Source organism: Streptomyces sp. NPDC020747, assembly GCF_044334695.1.
Classification (GTDB): domain Bacteria; phylum Actinomycetota; class Actinomycetes; order Streptomycetales; family Streptomycetaceae; genus Streptomyces.
Genome location: NZ_JBIRTJ010000011.1, coordinates 247742 through 268471, shown reverse-complemented (window position 1 = coordinate 268471; position 20730 = coordinate 247742). Strand labels below are relative to the sequence as shown.

Below are 20730 nucleotides of genomic sequence, written 5' to 3'. Positions count from 1 at the left end.
GATCGCAGCAGATGGGGGACACCAGGCTGATCCAGGGCCGGTACCGGTTGCTCGACCTGATCGGTCGAGGGGGGATGGGTGAGGTGTGGCGTGCCCGGGACGAGTCGCTGGGCAGACAGGTCGCCGTGAAGTGCCTCAAACCGCTGGGCCAGCACCACGACAACTCGTTCACCCGTGTCCTGCGGGAGCGGTTTCGCCGAGAGGCGCGGGTGGCGGCGGCCCTCCAGCACCGCGGGGTGACCGTCGTGCACGACTTCGGTGAGTCGGACGGCGTGCTCTATCTGGTGATGGAGCTGCTGGACGGACGCAACCTCAGCCAGCTCCTGGAGGACAACAAACACCATCCGCTGCCCGTCGCCGACATCGTGGAGATCGGTGAACAGGCGGCCTCCGCCCTGGCTTACACCCACCAACAGGGCATCGTGCACCGGGATCTGAAGCCCGCGAACATCATGCGGCTCGGCGACGGCACGGTGAAGATCTGCGACTTCGGCATAGCGCGCCTCGGCCACGACATCGGCTTCACCTCCAGACTCACCGGTACCGGCATCGCCATGGGCACCCCCCACTACATGTCGCCGGAGCAGATCGGCGGCGACCACGTCGACCACCGCAGCGACCTCTACTCCTTCGGCTGCGTGCTGTACGAGATCGCCACCGGGGCGCCGCCGTTCGACCTCGACGACGCGTGGGCGGTCCTCGTCGGCCACCGGGACACGACCCCCGAGCCGCCGCGCAGCCATCGGACCGAGCTCCCCGAGTACCTGGACCGGGTCATCCTGGACCTGCTGGCCAAGGAGCCCGAGCAGCGACCGCACGACGCCCGTGAGCTGGGCCGCCGCATCGGCGCGGGCCGCACCGCACCGGCGTACGTGCCGACCGTCGTGTCGCCCCCGGTGCGGCCCGCGGCGGCCGAGCGGCCCGCCGCCCGCGAGGAGCGGCTGCCCTCCTGGACCCGCGGCATGACCACCGGCCACAAGGCGACCGGCGCGGGCCTGCGCACCACACCGCCCGACGCCGCGGCGGGCCTCACCGGCGACTGGATCGCCCGCACCGACACGCGCGGCACCCAGGACCCGGGTCCCGCCGAACGGCCCACACCGTCACCGGAGTTGGTTACCACCCTCACCGGCCGGCACAACGCGGGACTGAGCCTGGGGCGGCTCGGCCGCTGGGCGGAGGCGGGCGAGGTGCACCGCGCGGTCGCCGCCGAACGCGAGCACGCGCTCGGCCCCGACCACCCCGACACGCTGGCCAGCCGCTACGAGGTGGGCTTCACCCTCAGCCGCACCGGCCGCCCCGCCGACGCGCTGCGCGAATACGGGCACGTGGCCCAGACCAGGGAGCACGTGTTCGGCCCCGACCACCCGGACACCCTGGCCGCCCGCCAGGAAATGGCCTATGTGCTCGGGCAGTTGGGCCGCCACTTCGAAGCACACCAGGTCTACACGGCCGTACTGGCGGCCCGGGAACGCGGCATGGGCCCCGAGCACCCCGACACCCTGCGCTGCCGCCACAACCTCGCCTTCAACCTCAGCAGACTCGGGCGCCTGGAGGACTCGTACCGGATGGCGAGCGAGGTGGCCGTGTCCCGCGCCCGCGTGCTCGGCGCGAACCATCCCGACACGCTCGTCACACGGTACGAAGTGGCGTACGCGCTCGGGCAGTTGGGACGTTGGCCGGAGGCGCTGCAGACGTACCAGGAGGTCGCCGAGGCACGGGTGCAGGCGCTCGGCCCCGACCATCCCGACACGCTCGCCGCGCGCTACGAGGTCGGCATCAGCCTCGGCCGGCTCGGGCGCAGCGCCCAGGCACTGGAGCTGTACCGCGGCCTGATCGACGACCGCACCCGCGTCCACGGTCCCGCCCACCCAGAGACCCTGCGCGCCCGGCACGGGCTCGGTGTCAACCTCGGCCGGCTCGGCCGGTGGGAGGAGGCCCTCGCCGAGTCCCGTGACGTGTGCGCGATCCGTGAGCGGGTGCTCGGACCCGACCACCCGGACACCCTGGTCAGCCGGCGCGAGGTCGCCGTCGGGCTCGGCTGGCTCGGCCGGTGGGCCGACGCGCTCACGGAGTACCGCCAGGTGGCCGCCGCGCGCGAGCGTGTGCTGGGCGGCGACCATCCCGACGCGCTGGCCAGCCGGAACGACGAGGCGCACTGTCTGGAGCAGCTGGGGCGTGGGGCGGAGGCGGTGGAGTTGTACCGGAGGGTGGCGGCTCTGCGTCAGCAGCGGTGACGCTCCGCCGGGGTGCGCGGGTTCGAGACCGGGGCTGCGCCCCCCCCCCGAGCCCCCGCCAGGGTTGTTCGTCGGCCGCGGGTGGGCCGTGGCCGGGTGCGCAGTTCCCCGCGCCCCTTGCAGGGCGCCTGCGACTCGGCCAGCTGCCACGCGCCCCTGGCCGTCCTAGATCATCGCGTGTTACGAAGGGGCATGGCTGCATTCGAGGGGTACCGGGAGCAGGACGTCGTCATCGTCGGCGGGGGCCACAACGGTCTGGTTGCCGCCGCCTATCTGGCCCGGGCCGGGAAGTCCGTACTGGTCCTGGAGCGGCTGGGGGTCACCGGCGGGGCCGCTGTGTCCACCCGGCCGTTCGCCGGTGTCGACGCCCGGCTCTCGCGGTACTCGTACCTGGTCAGCCTGCTGCCCCGGAAGATCGTGCGGGATCTCGGCCTGAACTTCCGGGTCCGCGGTCGCACCGTGTCCTCGTACACCCCCACCGAACGTGACGGACGCCCGACCGGACTCCTCGTCGGGGGCGGCGAACGGCGCACCCGGGAGGCCTTCGCCAAGCTGACCGGATCAGCCCGCGAGTACCAGGCATGGCAGCGCTTCTACGGGATGACCGGCCGCGTCGCCAAGAAGGTGTTCCCCACCCTCACCGAACCGCTGCCCACACGCGACGAACTACGCGGACGCGTCGACGACGACGAGGCCTGGCGGATCCTCTTCGAGGAGCCGCTCGGGGTGACCGTCGAGGACAGCTTCGGCGACGATCTCGTACGCGGCGTCGTCCTCACCGACGCGCTCATCGGCACCTTCGCCGACGCCCACGACCCGTCCCTGCGGCAGAACCGCTGCTTCCTCTACCACGTGATCGGCGGCGGCACGGGCGCCTGGGACGTCCCGGTCGGCGGCATGGGCGCGCTCACCGACGCGATCGCCGGAGCCGCGCGCGCCGCGGGCGCGGTCGTCGCCACCGGCCACGAGGCGGTCCGTGTGGAGACCGACGGACGGGCCGCCGAGGTCACGTACCGGACCGCGGACGGCGAGCGGACGGTCGCGGCCCGGCACGTCCTCGTCAACGCCTCCCCGCAGGAGCTCGCCCGGCTCACCGGCGACGAGCCGCCCGCCCCGGCCGAGGGCGCCCAGCTCAAGGTGAACATGCTGCTGAAGCGGCTGCCCCGGCTGCGCGACACGTCCGTCGATCCGCGGGAGGCCTTCTCCGGGACCTTCCACATCGCCGAGGGATACGAGCAGTTGGCGACCGCTCATGCCCAGGCCGCGTCCGGTGCGCTGCCCGAGTCGCCGCCCTCCGAGATCTACTGTCACTCGCTCACCGATCCGACGATCCTCGGCCCGGACCTGGTGCAGCAGGGCTATCACACGCTTACACTCTTCGGCCTGCACACGCCCGCCCGGCTCTTCGCCCACGACAACGACGGCGTACGCGAGGAACTGCTCAAGTCGACGCTCGCACAACTGGACGCGCACCTCGCCGAACCACTCGCCGACTGCCTGGCGACCGACGTGGAAGGCCGCCCCTGCATCGAGGCGAGGACACCGCTCGACCTGGAGCGCGACCTGCGGCTGCCCGGCGGCAACATCTTCCACCGCGACCTCGCCTTCCCCTACGCGCAGGAGGGCACGGGCCGCTGGGGCGTGGAGACCGCACACGCGAACGTCCTGCTGTGCGGGGCGGGTGCGGTGCGCGGCGGCGGGGTGAGCGGAGTGCCGGGGCACAACGCGGCCATGGCGGTGCTGGAGGAGTCTCCGTGACCGTCTCCGTGGCCGCCAAGTAGCGCCCGACGACGGCTCGTTCACGCCGTCGCCGTCGGTCAGTCCTTGGCCGCCGTCCAGCCCACCGCCTCGATCCGTGCCGCGTCCGCGGGCCTGGCCTCGTCGAACACGACCCGGTCGCCGTCCGCGACGCGCTGTGCGTCCACGTACGCGCCCCGGCCGACGTAGAGCCGGTCCGTCGCGTACCGCCAGCGCAGGACGAGTCGCCGTGACTCAGGGAGATCGGCGGAGAGCCGGTGCCAGGCCCGGCCCGACCAGCCGGTGACGGAACCGGTGGGGTGGTCCTGGGCGGCCTGACCGTGCCGGACGGTGGTGAACGGCACCTGCCGCCAGGTCGTCCCGCCGTCCGTCGAGGACTCCAGGAAGAGGGCGTCCGCCCCCGGTTCGGTGTCCCACCACAGGGCGCACCGGAGGCGGCCTCCCGCGGCGAGATCCAGCGCGGGCAGCGTCAGCGTGGCGGACGCAGCGATCGACATGCCGGAGAACCAGGCCGTACGTCCTCGCGCGGGCCGGACCGGAACGGCGCGGGCCAGGTTGTTGGCGGCGGCCACCCGGGGAGCGGACCCCGACCGCCAACTGCGCACGGGATGAACGGAGTTGCCGAGCAGGATGAGGAACGAGTCCGTCGTCGGGTCGAGGACCAGCGAGGTGCCGGTGAAGCCGGTGTGGCCCGCGGTGCGCGGTGTGGCCATCGCGCCCATGTACCAGTGCTGGTAGAGCTCGAAGCCGAGACCGTGCTCGTCACCCGGGAAGGCCGTGTTGAAGTCGGTGAACATCAACTCCACGGACTCGGGTTCCAGGATGCGTGCCCTGCCGTACACACCGCCGTTGAGCAGCGTCCGGCCGAGGACCGCCAGGTCCCACGCGGTGGAGAAGACACCCGCGTGGCCCGCCACACCGCTGAAACTGTACGCGTTCTCGTCGTGCACCTCGCCCCAGACGAGGCCGCGGTCGAGCCCAGACCACGGTTTGCGGGCGTCCTCGGTGGCGGCGATCCTCGGCTTCCAGGAGGCGGGCGGATTGAAGCGGGTGCGGCGCATCCCGAGCGGAGCGGTGATCTCGCTGCGCAGCAGGGTGTCGAGGGCGCGACCGGTGATCTTCTCCAGGACGAGCTGGAGCGAGATCAGATTGAGGTCCGAGTAGAGGTACGTGGTGCCCGGCGGGTTGAGCGGCGCCTCCTTCCAGATGAGCCGGAGCTTCTCCTCGTACGTCGGCGCGCTGTAGAGCGGGATCCAGGCGCGGAACCCCGAGGTGTGGGTGAGTAGTTGACGGATCGTGATGTCCTGCTTGCCGGCACCGCCGAAGTCCGGGAGGTACGAGGCGACCTTCCCCTCCAGCTCCAATGTGCCGTGCTCGATCTGCTGCACCGCGAGGATCGACGTGAACAGCTTCGACACCGACGCGAGGTCGAAGACCGTGTCCCGCGCCATCGCGATCTGCTGGTCGGCGGGGAACTCCACGGCGGTGTCGGTCTTCTCGTCGTACGCCGAATAGCGCACCGCCTTGCCGATCGGATGGTGCAGCGCGACCGTGCCGCCGCGTCCGGCGAGGAGGACGGCGCCCGCGTACCAGGGGTACTTGGGGGAGGGGCCGAGGAACACCTCGGCGTCGGTGACGAGTTGGCGCAGCCGGGCGGGGAGCAGTCCGGCGCGTTCGGCGGAGCCGTGCCGCAGGGTCGGGCGGCTGCGAGCGGGGCCGTTGCTCGCTGCGGCGCCGGGGGCCGCCGACGCCGTGGAGAGGGGCGCGAGGATCAGGGCGCCGCCCAACGCCGTGAAACCGCGGCCCAGTTGACGACGGGTCGGCCCGCCACCCGCTCTGTCCGTCATCGAGGAGCCTTCCGTTGAGACGCTGTGCCGCCCGTGGCCGACTGAAAGTATCTTTCCGAGATCGCCGTGCCCGGTGAAACTTTTGTGTCGGACGGGGGACGTGTCAACGGTGCAGTCCGGACCGGTCCCGGTTCGAGAAAATCAGCGGAAACTGACGGTCCATCAGAAAAGGTCTTCCTTCGTCCGGAGGACTGCGGCATCCTGCGCCCATGCAGACGGAGCTGAGCAACAAACTGGGAATCGAGCACGCCCTCTTCGGCTTCACGCCGTTCCCCGCCGTCGCCGCTGCCATCAGCAGGGCCGGCGGGTTCGGTGTGCTCGGTGCGGTCCGCTATACCGCCCCCGACGACCTCAAACGCGACCTCGACTGGATCGAGGCGCACGTCGACGGCATGCCGTACGGACTGGACGTCGTCATGCCCGCCAAGAAGGTCGAGGGCGTGACCGAGGCGGACGTGGAGGCGATGATCCCCGAGGGGCACCGCCAGTACGTCACGGACACCCTGGCCAAGTACGGAGTGCCCGAACTGGCCGAGGGCGAGGCCTCCGGCTGGCGCATCACCGGCTGGATGGAACAGGTCGCCCGCAACCAACTCGACGTCGCCTTCGACTATCCGATCAAACTGCTGGCCAACGCGCTCGGTTCACCGCCCGCCGACGTCATCCAGCGCGCCCACGACCAGAACGTACTCGTCGCCGCGCTCGCGGGCAGCGCCCGGCACGCGCGCAAGCACGCCGAGGCGGGCATCGACATCGTCGTCGCCCAGGGCTACGAGGCCGGCGGCCACACCGGTGACATCGCCTCGATGGTGCTGACGCCCGAAGTCGTCGAGGCCGTCGACCCGTTGCCCGTGCTGGCGGCGGGCGGCATCGGCAGCGGACAGCAGATGGCCGCCGCGCTCGCACTCGGCGCCCAGGGTGTGTGGCTCGGCTCCATATGGCTGACCGTCACCGAGGCCGACATGCACTCACGCGCACTGACCCGGAAGCTGCTCGCCGCCGGGTCGGGCGACACGGTCCGCTCGCGCGCGCTGACCGGGAAACCCGCACGTCAGCTGCGTACCGAATGGACCGATGCCTGGGACGACCCCAACGGACCCGGCACACTCCCCATGCCCCTGCAGGGGCTGCTGGTCGCCGACGCGGTCTCGCGGATCCAGCGGCACGAGGTCGAACCGCTGCTCGGGACACCCGTGGGACAGATCGTCGGGCGGATGAACAGCGAACGCAGCGTCCAGGAGGTCTTCGACGACCTCACCCGCGGCTTCGAGAAGGCCGTCGACCGAATCGACCGCATCGCCGGAAGGAGCCACGAGTGAGCCAGCCCCCCAACGGCTTCTGGGCCCAGGCCACCGCCGACCCCGAGCGCACCGTCCTCATCGCGACCGACGGCGAGGAGTGGACCGCCGGACGCCTGCACGCCGAAACCAACCGGCTGGTGCACGGTCTGCGCGCCGCCGGGCTCGAACGCGGCGACGCCTTCGCCGTCGTGCTGCCCAACGGCGTCGAGTTCTTCACCGCGTACCTCGCCGCCTCGCAGGCCGGTTTCTATCTCGTGCCCGTCAACCACCACCTCGTCGGCCCCGAGATCGCCTGGATCGTCTCCGACTCCGGCGCCAAGGTGCTGATCGCGCACGAGCGGTTCGCCGACGCCGCACGCCACGCGGCCGACGAGGCGAAGCTCCCGGAGGAGCGGCGGTACGCGGTCGGCGAGGTCGAGGGCTTCCGGCCGTACGCCGAACTCCTCGACGGGCAGCCCGGGTCGGTGCCCGAGGACCGCACGCTCGGCTGGGTCATGAACTACACCTCGGGGACCACCGGCCGCCCTCGCGGCATCCGGCGCCCCCTGCCCGGCAAGCTCCCCGAGGAGACCTACCTCGGCGGCTTCCTCGCCATCTTCGGCATCAAGCCGTTCGACGACAACGTGCACCTGGTGTGCTCGCCGCTCTACCACACGGCGGTCCTCCAGTTCGCGGGCGCGTCCCTGCACATCGGGCACCGGCTGGTGCTGATGGACAAGTGGACGCCGGAGGAGATGCTGCGGCTCATCGACGCCCACCGGTGCACGCACACCCATATGGTCCCGACCCAGTTCCACCGCCTGCTCGCGTTGCCGGACGATACAAGGGCGGCGTACGACGTGTCGTCCATGCGGCACGCCATCCACGGCGCCGCCCCGTGCCCGGACCACGTGAAACGGGCCATGATCGAGTGGTGGGGCCAGAGCGTCGAGGAGTACTACGCGGCCAGTGAGGGAGGCGGTGCCTTCGCGACCGCCGAGGACTGGCTGAAGAAACCCGGCACGGTCGGCAAGGCCTGGCCCATCAGCGAGTTGGCCGTCTTCGACGACGACGGGAACAAGCTGCCGCCCGGTGAACTGGGCACCGTCTACATGAAGATGAGCACGGGCGGATTCTCGTACCACAAGGACGAGAGCAAGACGAAGAAGAACCGTATCGGGGACTTCTTCACCGTCGGTGACCTGGGGTATCTCGACGAGGACGGCTATCTCTTCCTCCGTGACCGCAAGATCGACATGATCATCTCGGGTGGGGTCAACATCTACCCCGCCGAGATCGAGGCCGCCCTGCTCACCCACTCGGCCGTCGCGGACGCCGCCGCCTTCGGGATTCCGCACGACGACTGGGGCGAAGCGGTCAAGGCCGTCATCGAGCCTGCTCCCGGCTTCGAGGCGGGTGAGGCCCTGGCCGCCGCGATTCTGGAACACTGCGAGCGGCAGCTGGCCGGGTACAAGCGGCCCAGGAGCGTCGACTTCATCGAGACGATGCCGCGCGACCCCAACGGGAAGCTGTACAAACGGCGACTGCGGGACCCGTACTGGGAGGGGCGGACCCGTCCCGTGTGACCTCAGGATCTGACGGACACATCGCCTTGGGCTGCTGCTCGGTCCGGGGCGATGGAACGTCCGGCGGGATGTGTGGTGCGACGCGCCTCAGGTGGACTCTCGGGGCGCACCTGCGGCTTCCTCGAGTGCACCGGCGGCACAGGTGCCCGGCGCGACGGCCCCACGCGGCGTGCCAGCTTCCGGCCCCATGCCTGGCCCGGAGCTTCGACGAACCGATAGGTCAGCGCGCACAGCGGCAGCAGCACGGTGAGGAACGCCACCACGAGTACGGGATTGTCCCGCGGCCACCGGCCGATCGTGCCGTCACTCACGGCCAGCAGTACCGGATGCAGCAGGTAGACCGAGTAACTGATCATTCCCAGCCGGACCAGCGAGTGCGGGATCCGCCGGTGGCGCAACGCCAGCGCGACACCGAAGGTGAGCACGGCCAGCAGGAACGCCACGATCCAGCCCTGCCGGGTGAAAGGGGCCTCGTCGCTGTTCCAGTACGCGCAGGCCACGGCGCAGGCGACCACCACCGCGGCCGTGCGGGCCGGCCGCCACCAGGTGCTCTGGCCGTGTTCGGCCCGGTGGACGGCGGTGCCCAGGAACATCACGGCGAGGATGATCAGGCCCTCCCACAGCGGGACCGTGCCGTTGAACGGGACCAGGACGAGCGCCAGCACTCCGCCCAGCACCCCGCCGAACACGCGAAGCGCGGGCGCCCCGGCGCTCGCACAGCAGATCGCGACGACCAGGGCGCCCGAGGCGAGCCCGATCAGCGGGCCGGTGCCGACCAGGCCGGACAGGGCGGAGGCCGGGAGCGTGACCCCTGCCGCCACGCTCACGGCGGCGAGCACGGCCAGGGTGCCGGCGACCGCCGCCGACCGCTGGTGCAGGCGGACCGTGAAGAGTGCGACGACCAGCAGATAGAAGGCCATCTCGTACGAGAGCGTCCACAGGACGAGCAGAACGCTGGGCGTCCCCAACAGCTCTTGAAGCAGGCCGACATGGGCGACGGCCGTCGTGGCCGTGCTCTGGTGACCGGAGCCGCGCATGTCCGCGAGGCCCAGGAGGCTGACGGCGAGGACGGCCGCGACGGCAGTCGCCCACAGCGGGTACATGCGGAACACCCGGCCGATCCAGAACGTCCGGACACAGCCCCGGCGCTCCAGCGACGCGGGGATGATGTAGCCGCTGACCAGGAAGAACACCAGGATGCCGTACCGGCCGGTGTTGAACTGCGGCATCAGTTCCTGCCGGAACTCCGGCATGTAGGAGTACGACGCGTGCTCGAACACCACGACGAGTGCCGCGATGCCACGCAACGCGTCCAGCCAGGCCAACCGCCGTGGACCGGCCGACGTCCGATGTGCGGGTAGTTGTTCGGATGCGGGGAGTGACCGCTCCAGGGCGCGAGGCCGGATTGGTGGCCTGATGTCCATAACTACCATTACGCACCCTTTGTCGCCGATGGTCAACGACAGGGCGGGCCGGTGCGCACGCGTGTGGTCCCGCCCCGGCCGGGGCGGGACCACACGTTTCCCCGCCTACTCGTGCACACGCACCACCTTCAGCGCGGGCGACGAGAGGATGTCCTTCTCGCAGAAGCGGGACGTCACCCACTTCTCGCGCGAGAACAACCGCGTCTGATCGGCGAAGTGGGCCGAGTTCGGATCGGACGACTGGGAGTACGTGAGGAGCGTGCGGGCCACCGGGCATCGGCTCCCGTCCCAGCCGACCGCCTGGACATGGCTCGAACCCGTTCTGACCTCGCTGTAGCCGCCGGCCGTCGCGTTCCACACCGGCTCGATCTTGTTCCACACGCCGAGCAACTCGGTGCCGCCCGGAACCGGGATGCGCTGACCACCGCGTACGACGACCTGGTTCGCCCCGAGTTCCGCGTCCAGGGCGATCCCCGCCGCACGCAGTTCGGCCACGCTGTCGGCGAGGGCCCCGGCGAAGCCCGGTGCGTCCGTGTTCAGCGTGTTCGGAGTGCGGACCGGGTCCGCCGCCGAGAACGGCACCTTCCACAGCTGCGCACCCGGCACCGCCCTGATCAGCTTCCGCCAGAACCGGTCGAAGAGCAGCGCACCCCTGCTGTCGGTGTCCATGGAGTGGTCCCACGCCTTGAGCGCACCGCAGGCCTCCGTGACGTCGACCGCCTTGCCGTCGCTCCCCGTTGCCGTGCCTCCCGGGAGCGCGGCACACGCGCGGGCGGCGGCGTCCGCCGCGAGAACACCCGCGGGCACCCGGTTCGCGAACTGCTGGTGCTGGAGGTCCTTGACGGTCAGTCCACCACGTTCGGCCATGGCGGCCACGTCCTCGATCGCTCCACGCGTGCGCAACGAGTGCTGGGTGCCGACCGTGCCGAAGATCCGCTCGTAACCCGTCAACGGCCGGTCCGCGTTGGCCAGCCAGGCACTGTCGTTGGAGTTCTCCGCGTATGGCGCGTCCTTCAGCGTCGGCATCCGCGCGGGCCCGAAGATCCCCGGCTGTACGGCGTCGGCGTCGCTGCCGAGTGCGCAGTCGCCACGCGCCCCGTCGAGGACCGCGACCCCCGCGGCCGGATACGTGGCCTTGCCGAGCGTGGTCGAGCAGCGGGTCGCCAGGTCGTCCGTGACGCGGGGCAGTACCTGCGACTGGGTGAACAGGGAGTGGCCCGAGGAGTCGGCCGCGACGGTGTTCACCCAGGGCAGGCCCTGGTTCCGGGTGAGTGATCCGAGGACGTCGGCGGTGCCGCGCGCCTTGCCGAAGCCGAGGGAGGTGTCGGCGAAGCGCAGGTTCGCCGCGTTCGGGTCGTTCAGCGCGTACGCCGTCGTCGTGGTCCAGGGCAGCGGGAGGTCGCCCTCGGGGGAGGAGACGACCGGGCCGTAGCGGGTCCACCACTGCGATCGGGTCACCGGTGTGCCGTCCTTGACCGCGACGGTCACGGTTCGCTCGGTCATCCGCTCGGGTGTGCCGTCGACCAGGTAGGCCGTCGGGTCGCCCGGAACCAGCGTGAGCTGATGGATGGTGAACGGGACACCGGTCGAGACGGTGTGGCTCCACGCCACATGCGCGTTGTACCCGATGGAGATCGTCGGCGTGCCGAGCAGCGAGCCGCCGGCGACGTTCAGCTCGCCCGGGATCGTCTGCTGCGCCTGCCAGAACCGGCGCCCGCCCTGCCACGGGTAGTGCGGGTTGCCCAGCAGCAGACCACGGCCGTTCGCCGTCGTGCTGCCGTCGAAGGCGACCGCGTTGGAGCCCATGGAACTGTCGGGCAGCAGATCACGCACGGCTCGGACCAGGCCCTCGGCGTCCGGGGTACGGGCGTTCGTGGTGGCGGAGCCGGTGGGCGGCCGCGCGGCGGTGATGTCGTCGACGGTGCCTCCCTGACCGCCGAGCACGGACAGGGCGTACAACCGGGTGGCCACGTCGAGCGCGGTCACCGGCCGCACCCAGGCGGCGCCCCTGCACGCCGGGTCGCTGATCCGTCTCTGCTTCAGCCAGGCGTTGTAGCCGGCCGCCCAGCCGCGCATCAGGTCCTTCACCTGGTGGCTCGGCCCTCGGGGTGCCGGCTGGTCCAGCAGCTTGCGTACGGTGCCGGTGTCCCGCACCCCGCGGAAGTACAGGTCGCTGGAGAGGTTCTCGCCGGCCGACGAGAGCGAGCCGTCCGGCGCCGCGTCGGCGCCGAAGACGCGGGAGCGCTCTCCGCGGACGGTCACGAAGCCGTCGGCGAGCACACATACCTGGTCGGCGGCCTGCGCCCAGCCGGTGCCGAATCCGAGATTCGCGTAGTCCTTCGCGACGACGTGCGGAATGCCGTACTCGGTGTAGCGGACGACGGCGGACAGACCACCGTGCGCGGGACGTTCCTGACGGTCCTGGCTCTGAGCGGTAGCGGCGGGCAGCGTGGCCGAGGCGGTGGCCAGGGCGACGGCCGTGACGACGAGCTGTCGCAGACGGGTACGCATCGTGCCTCCCAACATCATTGAGGGAAGGGGCGGTTGAGCGTGACAACGTGTACTCGGTGCAGGCGCTTGGGTCCTGACCTCCTGGTGCGGGACTTGACCCCGCTCGCGGACCGGAACGAGGATCATGTGTCATGACGCCTGGACACGGCAGTACGGTTGACGGGGTGCTGCTACGCAGCGCCCGACGTACCCCCGAGCGCACCGCGGTCACCTACCGCGACCGCTCCTGGACATACGCCGAACTCGACGAGGCCGTATCGCGCGCGGCCCAGGTGCTGAGCGGCTCGGGCCTGGCCCCCGGCGACCGCGTCGGCGCCTACGGCCACAACTCGGACGCGTACCTCATCGGCTTCCTGGGCTGCGCCCGGGCCGGGCTCGTACACGTACCGATCAACCAGAACCTGACGGGTGACGACCTCTCGTACATCGTCGACCAGTCCGGCAGCACGCTCGTGCTGGCCGACCCCGACATCGCGGACCGGCTCCCCGACGGCGTACAGGTGGTGCCGCTGCAGGACGCCGACGACTCGCTGCTCGCGCGGCTGGAACGGACACCCCCGTACGACGGCCCCGAGCCGCGTTCCGAGGATCTGGTCCAGCTGCTCTACACCTCCGGTACGACGGCCCTGCCCAAGGGTGCGATGATGACGCACCGCGCGCTCGTGCACGAGTACCTGAGCGCGATCACCGCCCTCGACCTGAGCGCGGGCGACCTGCCCGTGCACTCGCTGCCGCTGTACCACTCGGCGCAGATGCACGTGTTCCTGCTGCCCTATCTCGCGGTCGGCGCGCAGAACACCATCCTCGACGCACCCGACGCCGATCAGCTCTTCGACCTGATCGAGGCCGGCCGCGCGGACAGCCTCTTCGCGCCGCCCACCGTGTGGATCGGCCTGTCGAACCGTCCCGACTTCGCGACCCGCGACCTGAGCGGGCTGCGCAAGGCGTACTACGGGGCGTCGATCATGCCGGTGCCCGTCCTCGAACGGCTGCGGGAACGGCTTCCCAAGCTGGCCTTCTACAACTGTTTCGGCCAGAGCGAGATCGGCCCGCTGTCCATGGTCCTCGCGCCGAACGAGCACCGGAAGTCACGCCTGGACTCCTGCGGGCGCCCGGTGCTGTTCGTGGACGCGAGAGTGGTCGACGAGGACGGCAAGGACGTGCCCGACGGCACGTCCGGTGAAGTCGTCTACCGGTCACCGCAGTTGTGCGAGGGCTACTGGGGCAAGCCCGAGGAGACGGCCGAGGCGTTCAGGGACGGCTGGTTCCACTCCGGCGATCTCGCGGTGCGGGACGCCCAGGGATACTTCACCGTCGTCGACCGGGTCAAGGACGTCATCAACTCCGGGGGCGTCCTGGTCGCTTCACGGCAGGTCGAGGACGCGCTCTACACGCATCCCGAGGTGGCCGAGGTCGCGGTGATCGGGCTGCCGGACGACCGCTGGATCGAGGCGGTGACCGCGGTGGTCGTCCCCCGCGGCACGGTCACGGAGGACGAACTGGTCGCCCACGCACGCGAGAACCTCGCCCACTTCAAGGCGCCGAAGCGGGTGGTGTTCGTGGACGAACTGCCCCGCAACGCCAGCGGGAAGATCCTCAAGCGGGAGTTGCGGGACCGGTTGGGAGAGGTTTGACCTTAAGCGGGCGCGACGGTCACATTCCCGGTGGTTGAATCCCTGGTGGTCGGCTCCTCGGTCGTTGAACTGAACCCGCCGGTGAGCCGTACCAGTAACGGCGGCCCGACTACCCGAGCCTGGCCCGCCGCATCACCACCGGGTTTCGCACGGAAGGACCTTCGGGTTGTCGCGCACCACGAACTCTCGCCAGCTGCCGGACATGGACCGGACAACCCCGGAGCCCGACGTGACGCCGGAGGCCCCTCCGGCGGACACGCCCGACGACACCCAGCACAGCACCCCTCTCGAAGAAGCCGCCCCCGGCAAGGGCATCGCGGCCGAGCACGGCGTTTCCACTGCGGCGGGGGACACGGCCGAGGAGGCGACTTCCGAAGACGCTCCCGCGGCGGAGAAGAACACGCCATCCGGCGAGGCTCCTGCGACGGAGGAGAGCGCGGCTTCTGAAAAGGCTCCCGCGGTCGTGGAGATCACGGCCGTCGCGGCGGACCCCGTCGTCGAGGGGAGCACCGCCTCCGACGAGGGCGACTCCGCGAGTGATCGCCCCGCCGGTGAGACCCCGGACGAGCCCGTCGCCCCCCGCAAGTGGCGGGACCGGCACGCGGTCGCCGCGCGCAACGTGGGATGGACCGTCACGGGTCTGTCCCTCCTGCTCGTGTGTTTCGCGCTCCTCATGCCGACCTCCGCCCCCAAGTTCACGCCCGGTGTGTTCCTGCGTATCCCGGTGGAGGCGGTCCTCGGCGCCGCCGTCCTCATCGGCCTGCCGCGCAGGCCACGGATCGTGGTGGCGATCCTCTCCGGCGCGATACTCGGCCTGCTGACCGTCCTGAACCTCCTCGACGTCGGCTTCAACATGTTCCTCGGCCGTGGATTCAACGTGGTCCTCGACTGGGTCCTGTTCGACGACGCGGAGTCGTACCTCAAGGACACGATGGGCAACGGCGGCGCGATCGGCGCCGTGATCGCGGTCGTGGCACTCATTCTCATCGTGCTCGTCGTGATGACCCTGGCGGTGCTCCGGGTGAGCAACGTGATGGCCCGCAACCGTGACGCGGCCAGCCGCGCCACCCTGGTGTTCGGGATCGCCTGGGTCACCTGCGCGGCGCTCGGCCTGCAGCTGTCCGGTCCGGGGATCGCGGCCAGGACCACGGTCGCCCGCGTCGAGGACCGCGTGAACCGGGTGCAGGCGACCCTGAAGGACGAGGCGGCGTTCGCCAAGGAGGCGAAGAAGGACGCCTTCGGCGGCACCCCGGGCGACCAGCTGCTCACCGATCTGCGCGGCAAGGACGTCATGATCGCCTTCATCGAGAGCTACGGCCGCAGCGCGATCGAGGACGAGGCCACCGCCGCGGGCGTCGACGCGACGCTCGATGCCAAGAACGAGGCACTGACCAAGGCCGGCTACTCCGCCAAGAGCGGCTGGCTCACTTCGGCGACGTACGGCGGAAGCAGCTGGCTCGGCCACTCGACCTTCCTGTCGGGCCTGTGGATCAACAACCAGAACCGCTATCGCACCGTCACCGCGGGCGAGCACCTGACCCTCACCGGCGCCTTCCAGCGCACCGGCGCCTGGCGGACCGTGGGCGTCATGCCCGGCGTCCAGAAGAACTGGCCGGAGGGCAAGTTCTACGGCCTCGACAACGTCTACGACTCCCGGGAACTCGGCTACGAGGGACCGAAGTTCAGCTGGTCGACCATGCCCGACCAGTACGCCCTGAGCGCCTTCGAGCGTCTGGAGCACGGCAAGAAGCGCGACAAGCCGCTGATGTCGGAGATCATCCTGACCTCCAGCCACCAGCCCTGGGCGCCGATCCCCAAGATGATCCCCTGGGACCAGGTCGGCGACGGCTCGGTGTACGAGGGCATCGAGAAGGCGGGCAAGGACCCCGCGGACGTGTTCTACGACTCCAAGAAGGTCAAGGAGGAGTACGGCAAGTCCATCCAGTACTCGGTGAACTCCCTCATCGACTACGTGGTGAAGTACGGCAGCAAGAACACCGTGCTCGTGTTCCTGGGCGACCACCAGCCGCTGGCCAGCGTCAGCGGCAGCAACGCCAGCAGGGACGTGCCCGTCTCGATCGTCGCCCACGACAAGTCCGTACTCGACAAGATCGACGACTGGGGCTGGACGGACGGCATCAAGCCCGACAAGTCCGCGCCGGTGTGGCGGATGGACGCCTTCCGCGACCGCTTCCTGACCGCCTACGGCTCGACGCCCGCCAAGCGGTAGAGGCGGTTGCCCTCCGCACCGGCTCCGCCCTCCTGGGCCGGGGCCGGTGCGGGTGCAGACGGCAGGTCTAGCGCGGGCGCAGGTCCACGATCCGCCTGATCTTGCCCACGGACCGTTCCAGCGACTCCGGTTCGACGATCTCGACGGCGACCGAGACGCCGATGCCGTCCTTCACGGCCGCCGTGATGGCGCGCGCGGCCTCGTCGCGGATCTCGGGCGTGGCACCGGCCCGGGCCTCGGCGCGCACGGTCAGCGCGTCGAGGCGGCCGTCGCGGGTCAGCCGCAGCTGGAAGTGCGGGGCGACACCCGGTGTGCGCAGGACGATCTCCTCGATCTGGGTGGGGAAGAGGTTCACGCCGCGCAGGATGACCATGTCGTCACTGCGCCCGGTGATCTTCCGCATCCGGCGGAAGACCCGGGCGGTACCGGGCAGCAGCCGTGTGAGGTCCCGGGTCCGGTAGCGGATCACGGGCATGGCCTCCTTGGTGAGCGAGGTGAAGACCAGCTCGCCCTCCTCGCCGTCCGGCAGCACTTCACCGGTGAACGGATCGATGACTTCCGGATAGAAGTGGTCCTCCCAGACGTGGAGTCCGTCCTTCGTCTCGACGCACTCCTGGGCGACTCCTGGGCCGATCACCTCCGACAGCCCGTATATGTCGACCGCGTCGATCGCGAACCGTTCCTCGATCTCCCGGCGCATCTCCTCGGTCCAGGGCTCGGCGCCGAAGACACCCACTCGGAGCGAGGTGCCCCGCGGGTCCACGCCCTGCCGCTCGAACTCGTCGAGGAGCGTCAGCATGTAGGAGGGCGTCACCATGATGATCCCGGGCTTCAGATCCTGGATCAGCTGCACCTGGCGGGCCGTCATGCCGCCGGACGCGGGGATCACCGTACAGCCGAGCCGTTCGGCGCCGTAGTGGGCGCCGAGCCCACCGGTGAACAGCCCGTAGCCGTACGCCACATGTACCGTGTCGCCGGGCCGGGCACCGGCCGCGCGGAGCGAGCGGGCCACCATGTCGGACCATATGGACAGGTCGTTCTCGGTGTAACCCACGACCGTGGGCCGCCCGGTGGTACCGCTCGACGCGTGGATACGGCGGACACGGTCCCGCGGCACGGCGAACATCCCGTACGGATAGTTCTCGCGCAGGTCCGCCTTCGTGGTGAACGGGAAGCGCGCCAGATCGGCGAGCGAGTGGCAGTCCTCGGGCCGGAGCCCCGCCTTGTCGAAGGAGCCCCGGTAGAAGGGCACGTTCTCGTACGCGTGCCGCAGCGATGCCCTCAGCCGCTCCAGCTGGAGTGCGCGCAGCCCCTCCGCGTCGAGCCGCTCGCCCTCGTCCAGGAGGTCCGTCGCATCCGCCATGGGGCCGCTCCCTCGCCAAACGCGCCATTACGGGCGACCGATCATTCGGTCGCTCTGTTCTGGATCAGTAATCCAGGGCTACGGGCCGTCGTCAAGACATGGGGCGGCCGCAGGGGGAGGGGGCGGGTCCCGTGCGCGATGGTGCGGCGGAGGAAGCGGCCGCCGCACCATCCTGCTGCCCTGCTGCCCTGCTGCCCTGCTGCTCTCGGCAGGCCTAGTGGGCGGCCTCCGCCGCCACCGAGCGTGCCCACCGGTAGTCGGCCTTGCCGCTCGGCGAGCGCTGGATGGAGTCCGTGACGACCAGCTGGCGCGGGATCTTGTAGCCCGCGAGATGGGTGCGGCAGTGGGTCTGGATGTCGTCCAGGGACGGCCGCCCGGCGCCTGTGCGCAGCTGGACCACGGCCGCCACGTGGTTGCCCCACTTCTCGTCGGGCACTCCGGCGACCAGGGCGTCGTACACGTCGGGATGCGACTTGAGCGCCTGCTCGACCTCTTCCGGATACACCTTCTCGCCGCCGGTGTTGATGCACTGCGAACCGCGCCCGAGGACGGTGACGACCCCCTCCTCGTCGACGGTCGCCATGTCACCGAGCAGCACCCACCGCGCGCCGTCCTTCTCGAAGAAGGTCTCGGCGGTTTTCTTCGGGTCGTTGTAGTAGCCGAGGGGCACATGGCCGCGCTGGGCGACGCGACCCACCTCGCCGACGGGAATCGGCTCGTAGGTGGCCGGATCCACCACCTGCGTACGGGAGTTGACGCGGATCCGGAACCCGCGGCCGGGGCCCGAGTCCTCCGTCGCCGTGCCGTTGAAGCCGGACTCGGAGGAACCGAAGTTGTTGAGCAGCATCACGTTCGGGATGAGCGCCTGGAACTGCGCGCGCACCGTCTCCGACATGATCGCGCCGGAGGAGGAGACGCTGAACATGGACGAGGTGTCGGTGCCCTTCATGGGCCCGTTCAGCGCGTCGATGAGCGGCCGCAGCATCGCGTCGCCGACCAGCGACATGCTCGTGACCTTCTCCTTCGCGATGGTCCGCAGCACCTCCTCGGGCGCGAACTTGCGGTGGATCACCACGCGTTGGCCGAAGTTGAAGCCGATGAAGGCGGTGAGGGTCGAGGTGCCGTGCATCAGCGGGGGCGTGGGGAAGAACGTGATCCCCTCGCCGCCGGCCGCGACCCGCTCGGCGAGCTCCTCCGGCGTCTTCACCGGCTCGCCGGTCGGGGCGCCCCCGCCCAACCCCGAGAAGAACAGGTCTTCCTGACGCCACATCACACCCTTCGGCATCCCGGTCGTGCCGCCGGTGTAGATGATGAACTGGTCGTCGGGGGAGCGGGGCGGGAAGCCCCGCTCGGACGATCCGGACGTGTCGATGTCGGCGAAGTCCACCGTCGGCAGCGCGGGTGCGTCCGGGGCCGGGGTGCCGACCCGGACGAGATGCCGCAGCTTCGAGGCGCGTGGCAGGGCCGCCGCGACCCGCTCGGTGAACTCCGTGTCGAAGACCAGCGCCGCCAGATCCGCGTCCCGGTAGAGGTAGACCAACTCCTCTTCCACATAGCGGTAGTTGACGTTGACCGGCACGATCCGGGCCTTGAGGCAGCCGAGGACGGTCTGCAGATACTCGATGCCGTTGTAGAGATGCAGCCCGAGATGCTCACCAGGGCGTATGCCGCTGTCGATCAGGTGGTGGGCGACGCGGTTGGCCGCCGCGTCCAGCTCCGCGTACGTGAGCCGGCGTTCCGCACCCGTACCCGGGTGGTCGATGTAGACGAGCGCCTCCCGGTCGGGGACCACGTCGACGACCGACTCGAACAGGTCGGCAAGGTTGTACTCCACCGCTCCTCCTGACCCCTGGCAAGCTTCGACGATCGGACGTGCGTCATCGCTTCGCCGGTCATCAGAGCAAAGCCCGCCACAACTGTGAAGGGTCCGCGCAGAAGAAATCTGACTGACTGTCAGAAAACCCTTGAACTGGCCCCTCCGCTCCTGCAACCTGTTCTCGTTCCTGAGACGGGAGGACGGCAATGGGTGGGACGGAACACCTCACCGTGCAGCGCGAAGGCGCCACACTGGTGCTCACGCTCAACAGGCCCGAGGCCAAGAACGCGCTCTCGCTGCCGATGCTGGTCGGCCTGTACGACGGCTGGGTCGAGGCCGACGCGGACGACGCCATCCGCTCGATCATCCTCACCGGCGCGGGCGGCGCGTTCTGTGCCGGCATGGACCTCAAGGCCCTCGCGGGCAAGGGGATGGAGGGCCAGCAGTACCGGGACCGGCTCAAGGCCGACCCCGATCTGCACTGGAAGGCGATGCTGCGGCATCACCGGCCCCGCAAACCCGTGATCGCCGCGGTGGAGGGCTACTGCGTGGCCGGCGGTACCGAGATCCTCCAGGGCACCGACATCCGGGTCGCGGGGGAGTCCGCCACGTTCGGGCTCTTCGAGGTGAAGCGCGGTCTGTTCCCGATCGGTGGCTCGACGGTCCGCCTCCAGCGGCAGATTCCGCGGACGCACGCGCTGGAGATGCTGCTTACCGGCCGTGCGTACTCGGCGCGGGAGGCCGCCGACATCGGTCTGATCGGGCATGTCGTCCCCGGTGGGACGGCTCTGGAGAAGGCCCTCGAGATCGCCGGGCAGATCAACGACTGCGGTCCGCTCGCCGTCGAGGCCGTGAAGGCGTCCGTGTACGAGACCGCCGAGATGAGCGAGGGGGACGGGCTCGCGGCCGAGTTGAAGAAGGGCTGGCCGATCTTCGACACGGCCGACGCGAAGGAGGGGGCGCGGGCCTTCGCGGAGAAGAGGGCAGCGGTGTACCGGCGGGAGTGATATCCGCGTGCGGCCGGTCTGCAGCCGCGGGCTCGTT

Annotated in this window: 12 protein-coding genes; 7 read left to right on the top strand and 5 right to left on the bottom strand. The window is 70.3% G+C overall.

The window, feature by feature from the left end; translation table 11 throughout:
- Nucleotides 1-11 precede the first annotated feature (11 nt).
- Entirely contained in the window at nt 12-2237 is a 2226-nt protein-coding gene (locus tag ACH4YP_RS28285; RefSeq protein WP_361067777.1) for a serine/threonine-protein kinase, read from the top strand.
- Between the two features lie 177 nt (nt 2238-2414).
- Entirely contained in the window at nt 2415-3995 is a 1581-nt protein-coding gene (locus tag ACH4YP_RS28280; protein WP_398493272.1) for a phytoene desaturase family protein, read from the top strand.
- Between the two features lie 59 nt (nt 3996-4054).
- Here the strand turns inward: ACH4YP_RS28280 and ACH4YP_RS28275 are convergent, their stop codons facing one another.
- Nucleotides 4055-5842 (bottom strand): serine hydrolase, encoded by a 1788-nt coding sequence (locus tag ACH4YP_RS28275; protein ID WP_398493270.1) that lies wholly within the window; start codon nt 5840-5842, stop codon nt 4055-4057.
- A 209-nt stretch (nt 5843-6051) separates the two neighbouring features.
- Between ACH4YP_RS28275 and ACH4YP_RS28270 the strand changes: the two genes are divergently transcribed.
- Both ACH4YP_RS28270 and ACH4YP_RS28265 read left to right on the top strand, forming a co-directional pair.
- Nucleotides 6052-7161, top strand: a complete 1110-nt coding sequence (locus tag ACH4YP_RS28270; protein WP_361067769.1) for a nitronate monooxygenase family protein — start codon at nt 6052-6054, stop codon at nt 7159-7161.
- Entirely contained in the window at nt 7158-8708 is a 1551-nt protein-coding gene (locus ACH4YP_RS28265) for an acyl-CoA synthetase (protein ID WP_398493268.1), read from the top strand. Before ACH4YP_RS28270 ends, ACH4YP_RS28265 begins: the two co-directional genes overlap by 4 nt.
- A 2-nt stretch (nt 8709-8710) precedes the next feature.
- Here ACH4YP_RS28265 and ACH4YP_RS28260 read toward each other — a convergent pair whose 3' ends face one another.
- Nucleotides 8711-10033 (bottom strand): acyltransferase family protein, encoded by a 1323-nt coding sequence (locus ACH4YP_RS28260; RefSeq protein ID WP_398493266.1) that lies wholly within the window; start codon nt 10031-10033, stop codon nt 8711-8713.
- 204 nt (nt 10034-10237) lie between these two features.
- A complete protein-coding gene (locus tag ACH4YP_RS28255; RefSeq protein ID WP_398493264.1) occupies nt 10238-12643 on the bottom strand; it encodes a penicillin acylase family protein in 2406 nt (801 codons plus the stop codon).
- 131 nt (nt 12644-12774) lie between these two features.
- Between ACH4YP_RS28255 and ACH4YP_RS28250 the strand changes: the two genes are divergently transcribed.
- Together ACH4YP_RS28250 and ACH4YP_RS28245 are read left to right on the top strand one after the other, a co-directional pair.
- On the top strand, nt 12775-14277 hold the full coding sequence (locus ACH4YP_RS28250; protein ID WP_398493262.1) for an acyl-CoA synthetase: 1503 nt from the start codon (nt 12775-12777) through the stop codon (nt 14275-14277).
- A 202-nt stretch (nt 14278-14479) separates the two neighbouring features.
- Nucleotides 14480-16507, top strand: coding sequence for a sulfatase (locus tag ACH4YP_RS28245; protein ID WP_398493260.1), 2028 nt, complete (start codon nt 14480-14482; stop codon nt 16505-16507).
- A 67-nt stretch (nt 16508-16574) separates the two neighbouring features.
- On the opposite strand, the gene paaK is transcribed toward ACH4YP_RS28245, so the two are convergent.
- Both paaK and ACH4YP_RS28235 read right to left on the bottom strand, forming a co-directional pair.
- Entirely contained in the window at nt 16575-17870 is a 1296-nt protein-coding gene (paaK, locus tag ACH4YP_RS28240; RefSeq protein ID WP_398493258.1) for a phenylacetate--CoA ligase PaaK, read from the bottom strand.
- Nucleotides 17871-18084: 214 nt separating this feature from the next.
- Entirely contained in the window at nt 18085-19704 is a 1620-nt protein-coding gene (locus ACH4YP_RS28235; protein WP_398493256.1) for an acyl-CoA synthetase, read from the bottom strand.
- 188 nt (nt 19705-19892) lie between these two features.
- On the opposite strand from ACH4YP_RS28235, the gene ACH4YP_RS28230 reads away from it, so the two are divergent.
- Nucleotides 19893-20693 carry a crotonase/enoyl-CoA hydratase family protein gene (locus ACH4YP_RS28230; protein WP_398493254.1) on the top strand — a complete coding sequence of 267 codons (801 nt, stop codon included), beginning with the start codon at nt 19893-19895 and terminating at the stop codon, nt 20691-20693.
- The last annotated feature ends 37 nt before the right edge of the window (nt 20694-20730 follow it).

Bases quoted from the DNA above. Each gene is read 5' to 3' on its own strand.
- ACH4YP_RS28250 (WP_398493262.1), top strand. From the start codon at position 12,775: ATGACGCCTGGACACGGCAGTACGGTTGACGGGGTGCTGCTACGCAGC.
- ACH4YP_RS28255 (WP_398493264.1), bottom strand. From the start codon at position 12,643: ATGCGTACCCGTCTGCGACAGCTCGTCGTCACGGCCGTCGCCCTGGCC.
- ACH4YP_RS28245 (WP_398493260.1), top strand. From the start codon at position 14,480: ATGGACCGGACAACCCCGGAGCCCGACGTGACGCCGGAGGCCCCTCCG.
- paaK (WP_398493258.1), bottom strand. From the start codon at position 17,870: ATGGCGGATGCGACGGACCTCCTGGACGAGGGCGAGCGGCTCGACGCG.
- ACH4YP_RS28230 (WP_398493254.1), top strand. From the start codon at position 19,893: ATGGGTGGGACGGAACACCTCACCGTGCAGCGCGAAGGCGCCACACTG.
- ACH4YP_RS28285 (WP_361067777.1), top strand. From the start codon at position 12: ATGGGGGACACCAGGCTGATCCAGGGCCGGTACCGGTTGCTCGACCTG.
- ACH4YP_RS28270 (WP_361067769.1), top strand. From the start codon at position 6,052: ATGCAGACGGAGCTGAGCAACAAACTGGGAATCGAGCACGCCCTCTTC.
- ACH4YP_RS28275 (WP_398493270.1), bottom strand. From the start codon at position 5,842: ATGACGGACAGAGCGGGTGGCGGGCCGACCCGTCGTCAACTGGGCCGC.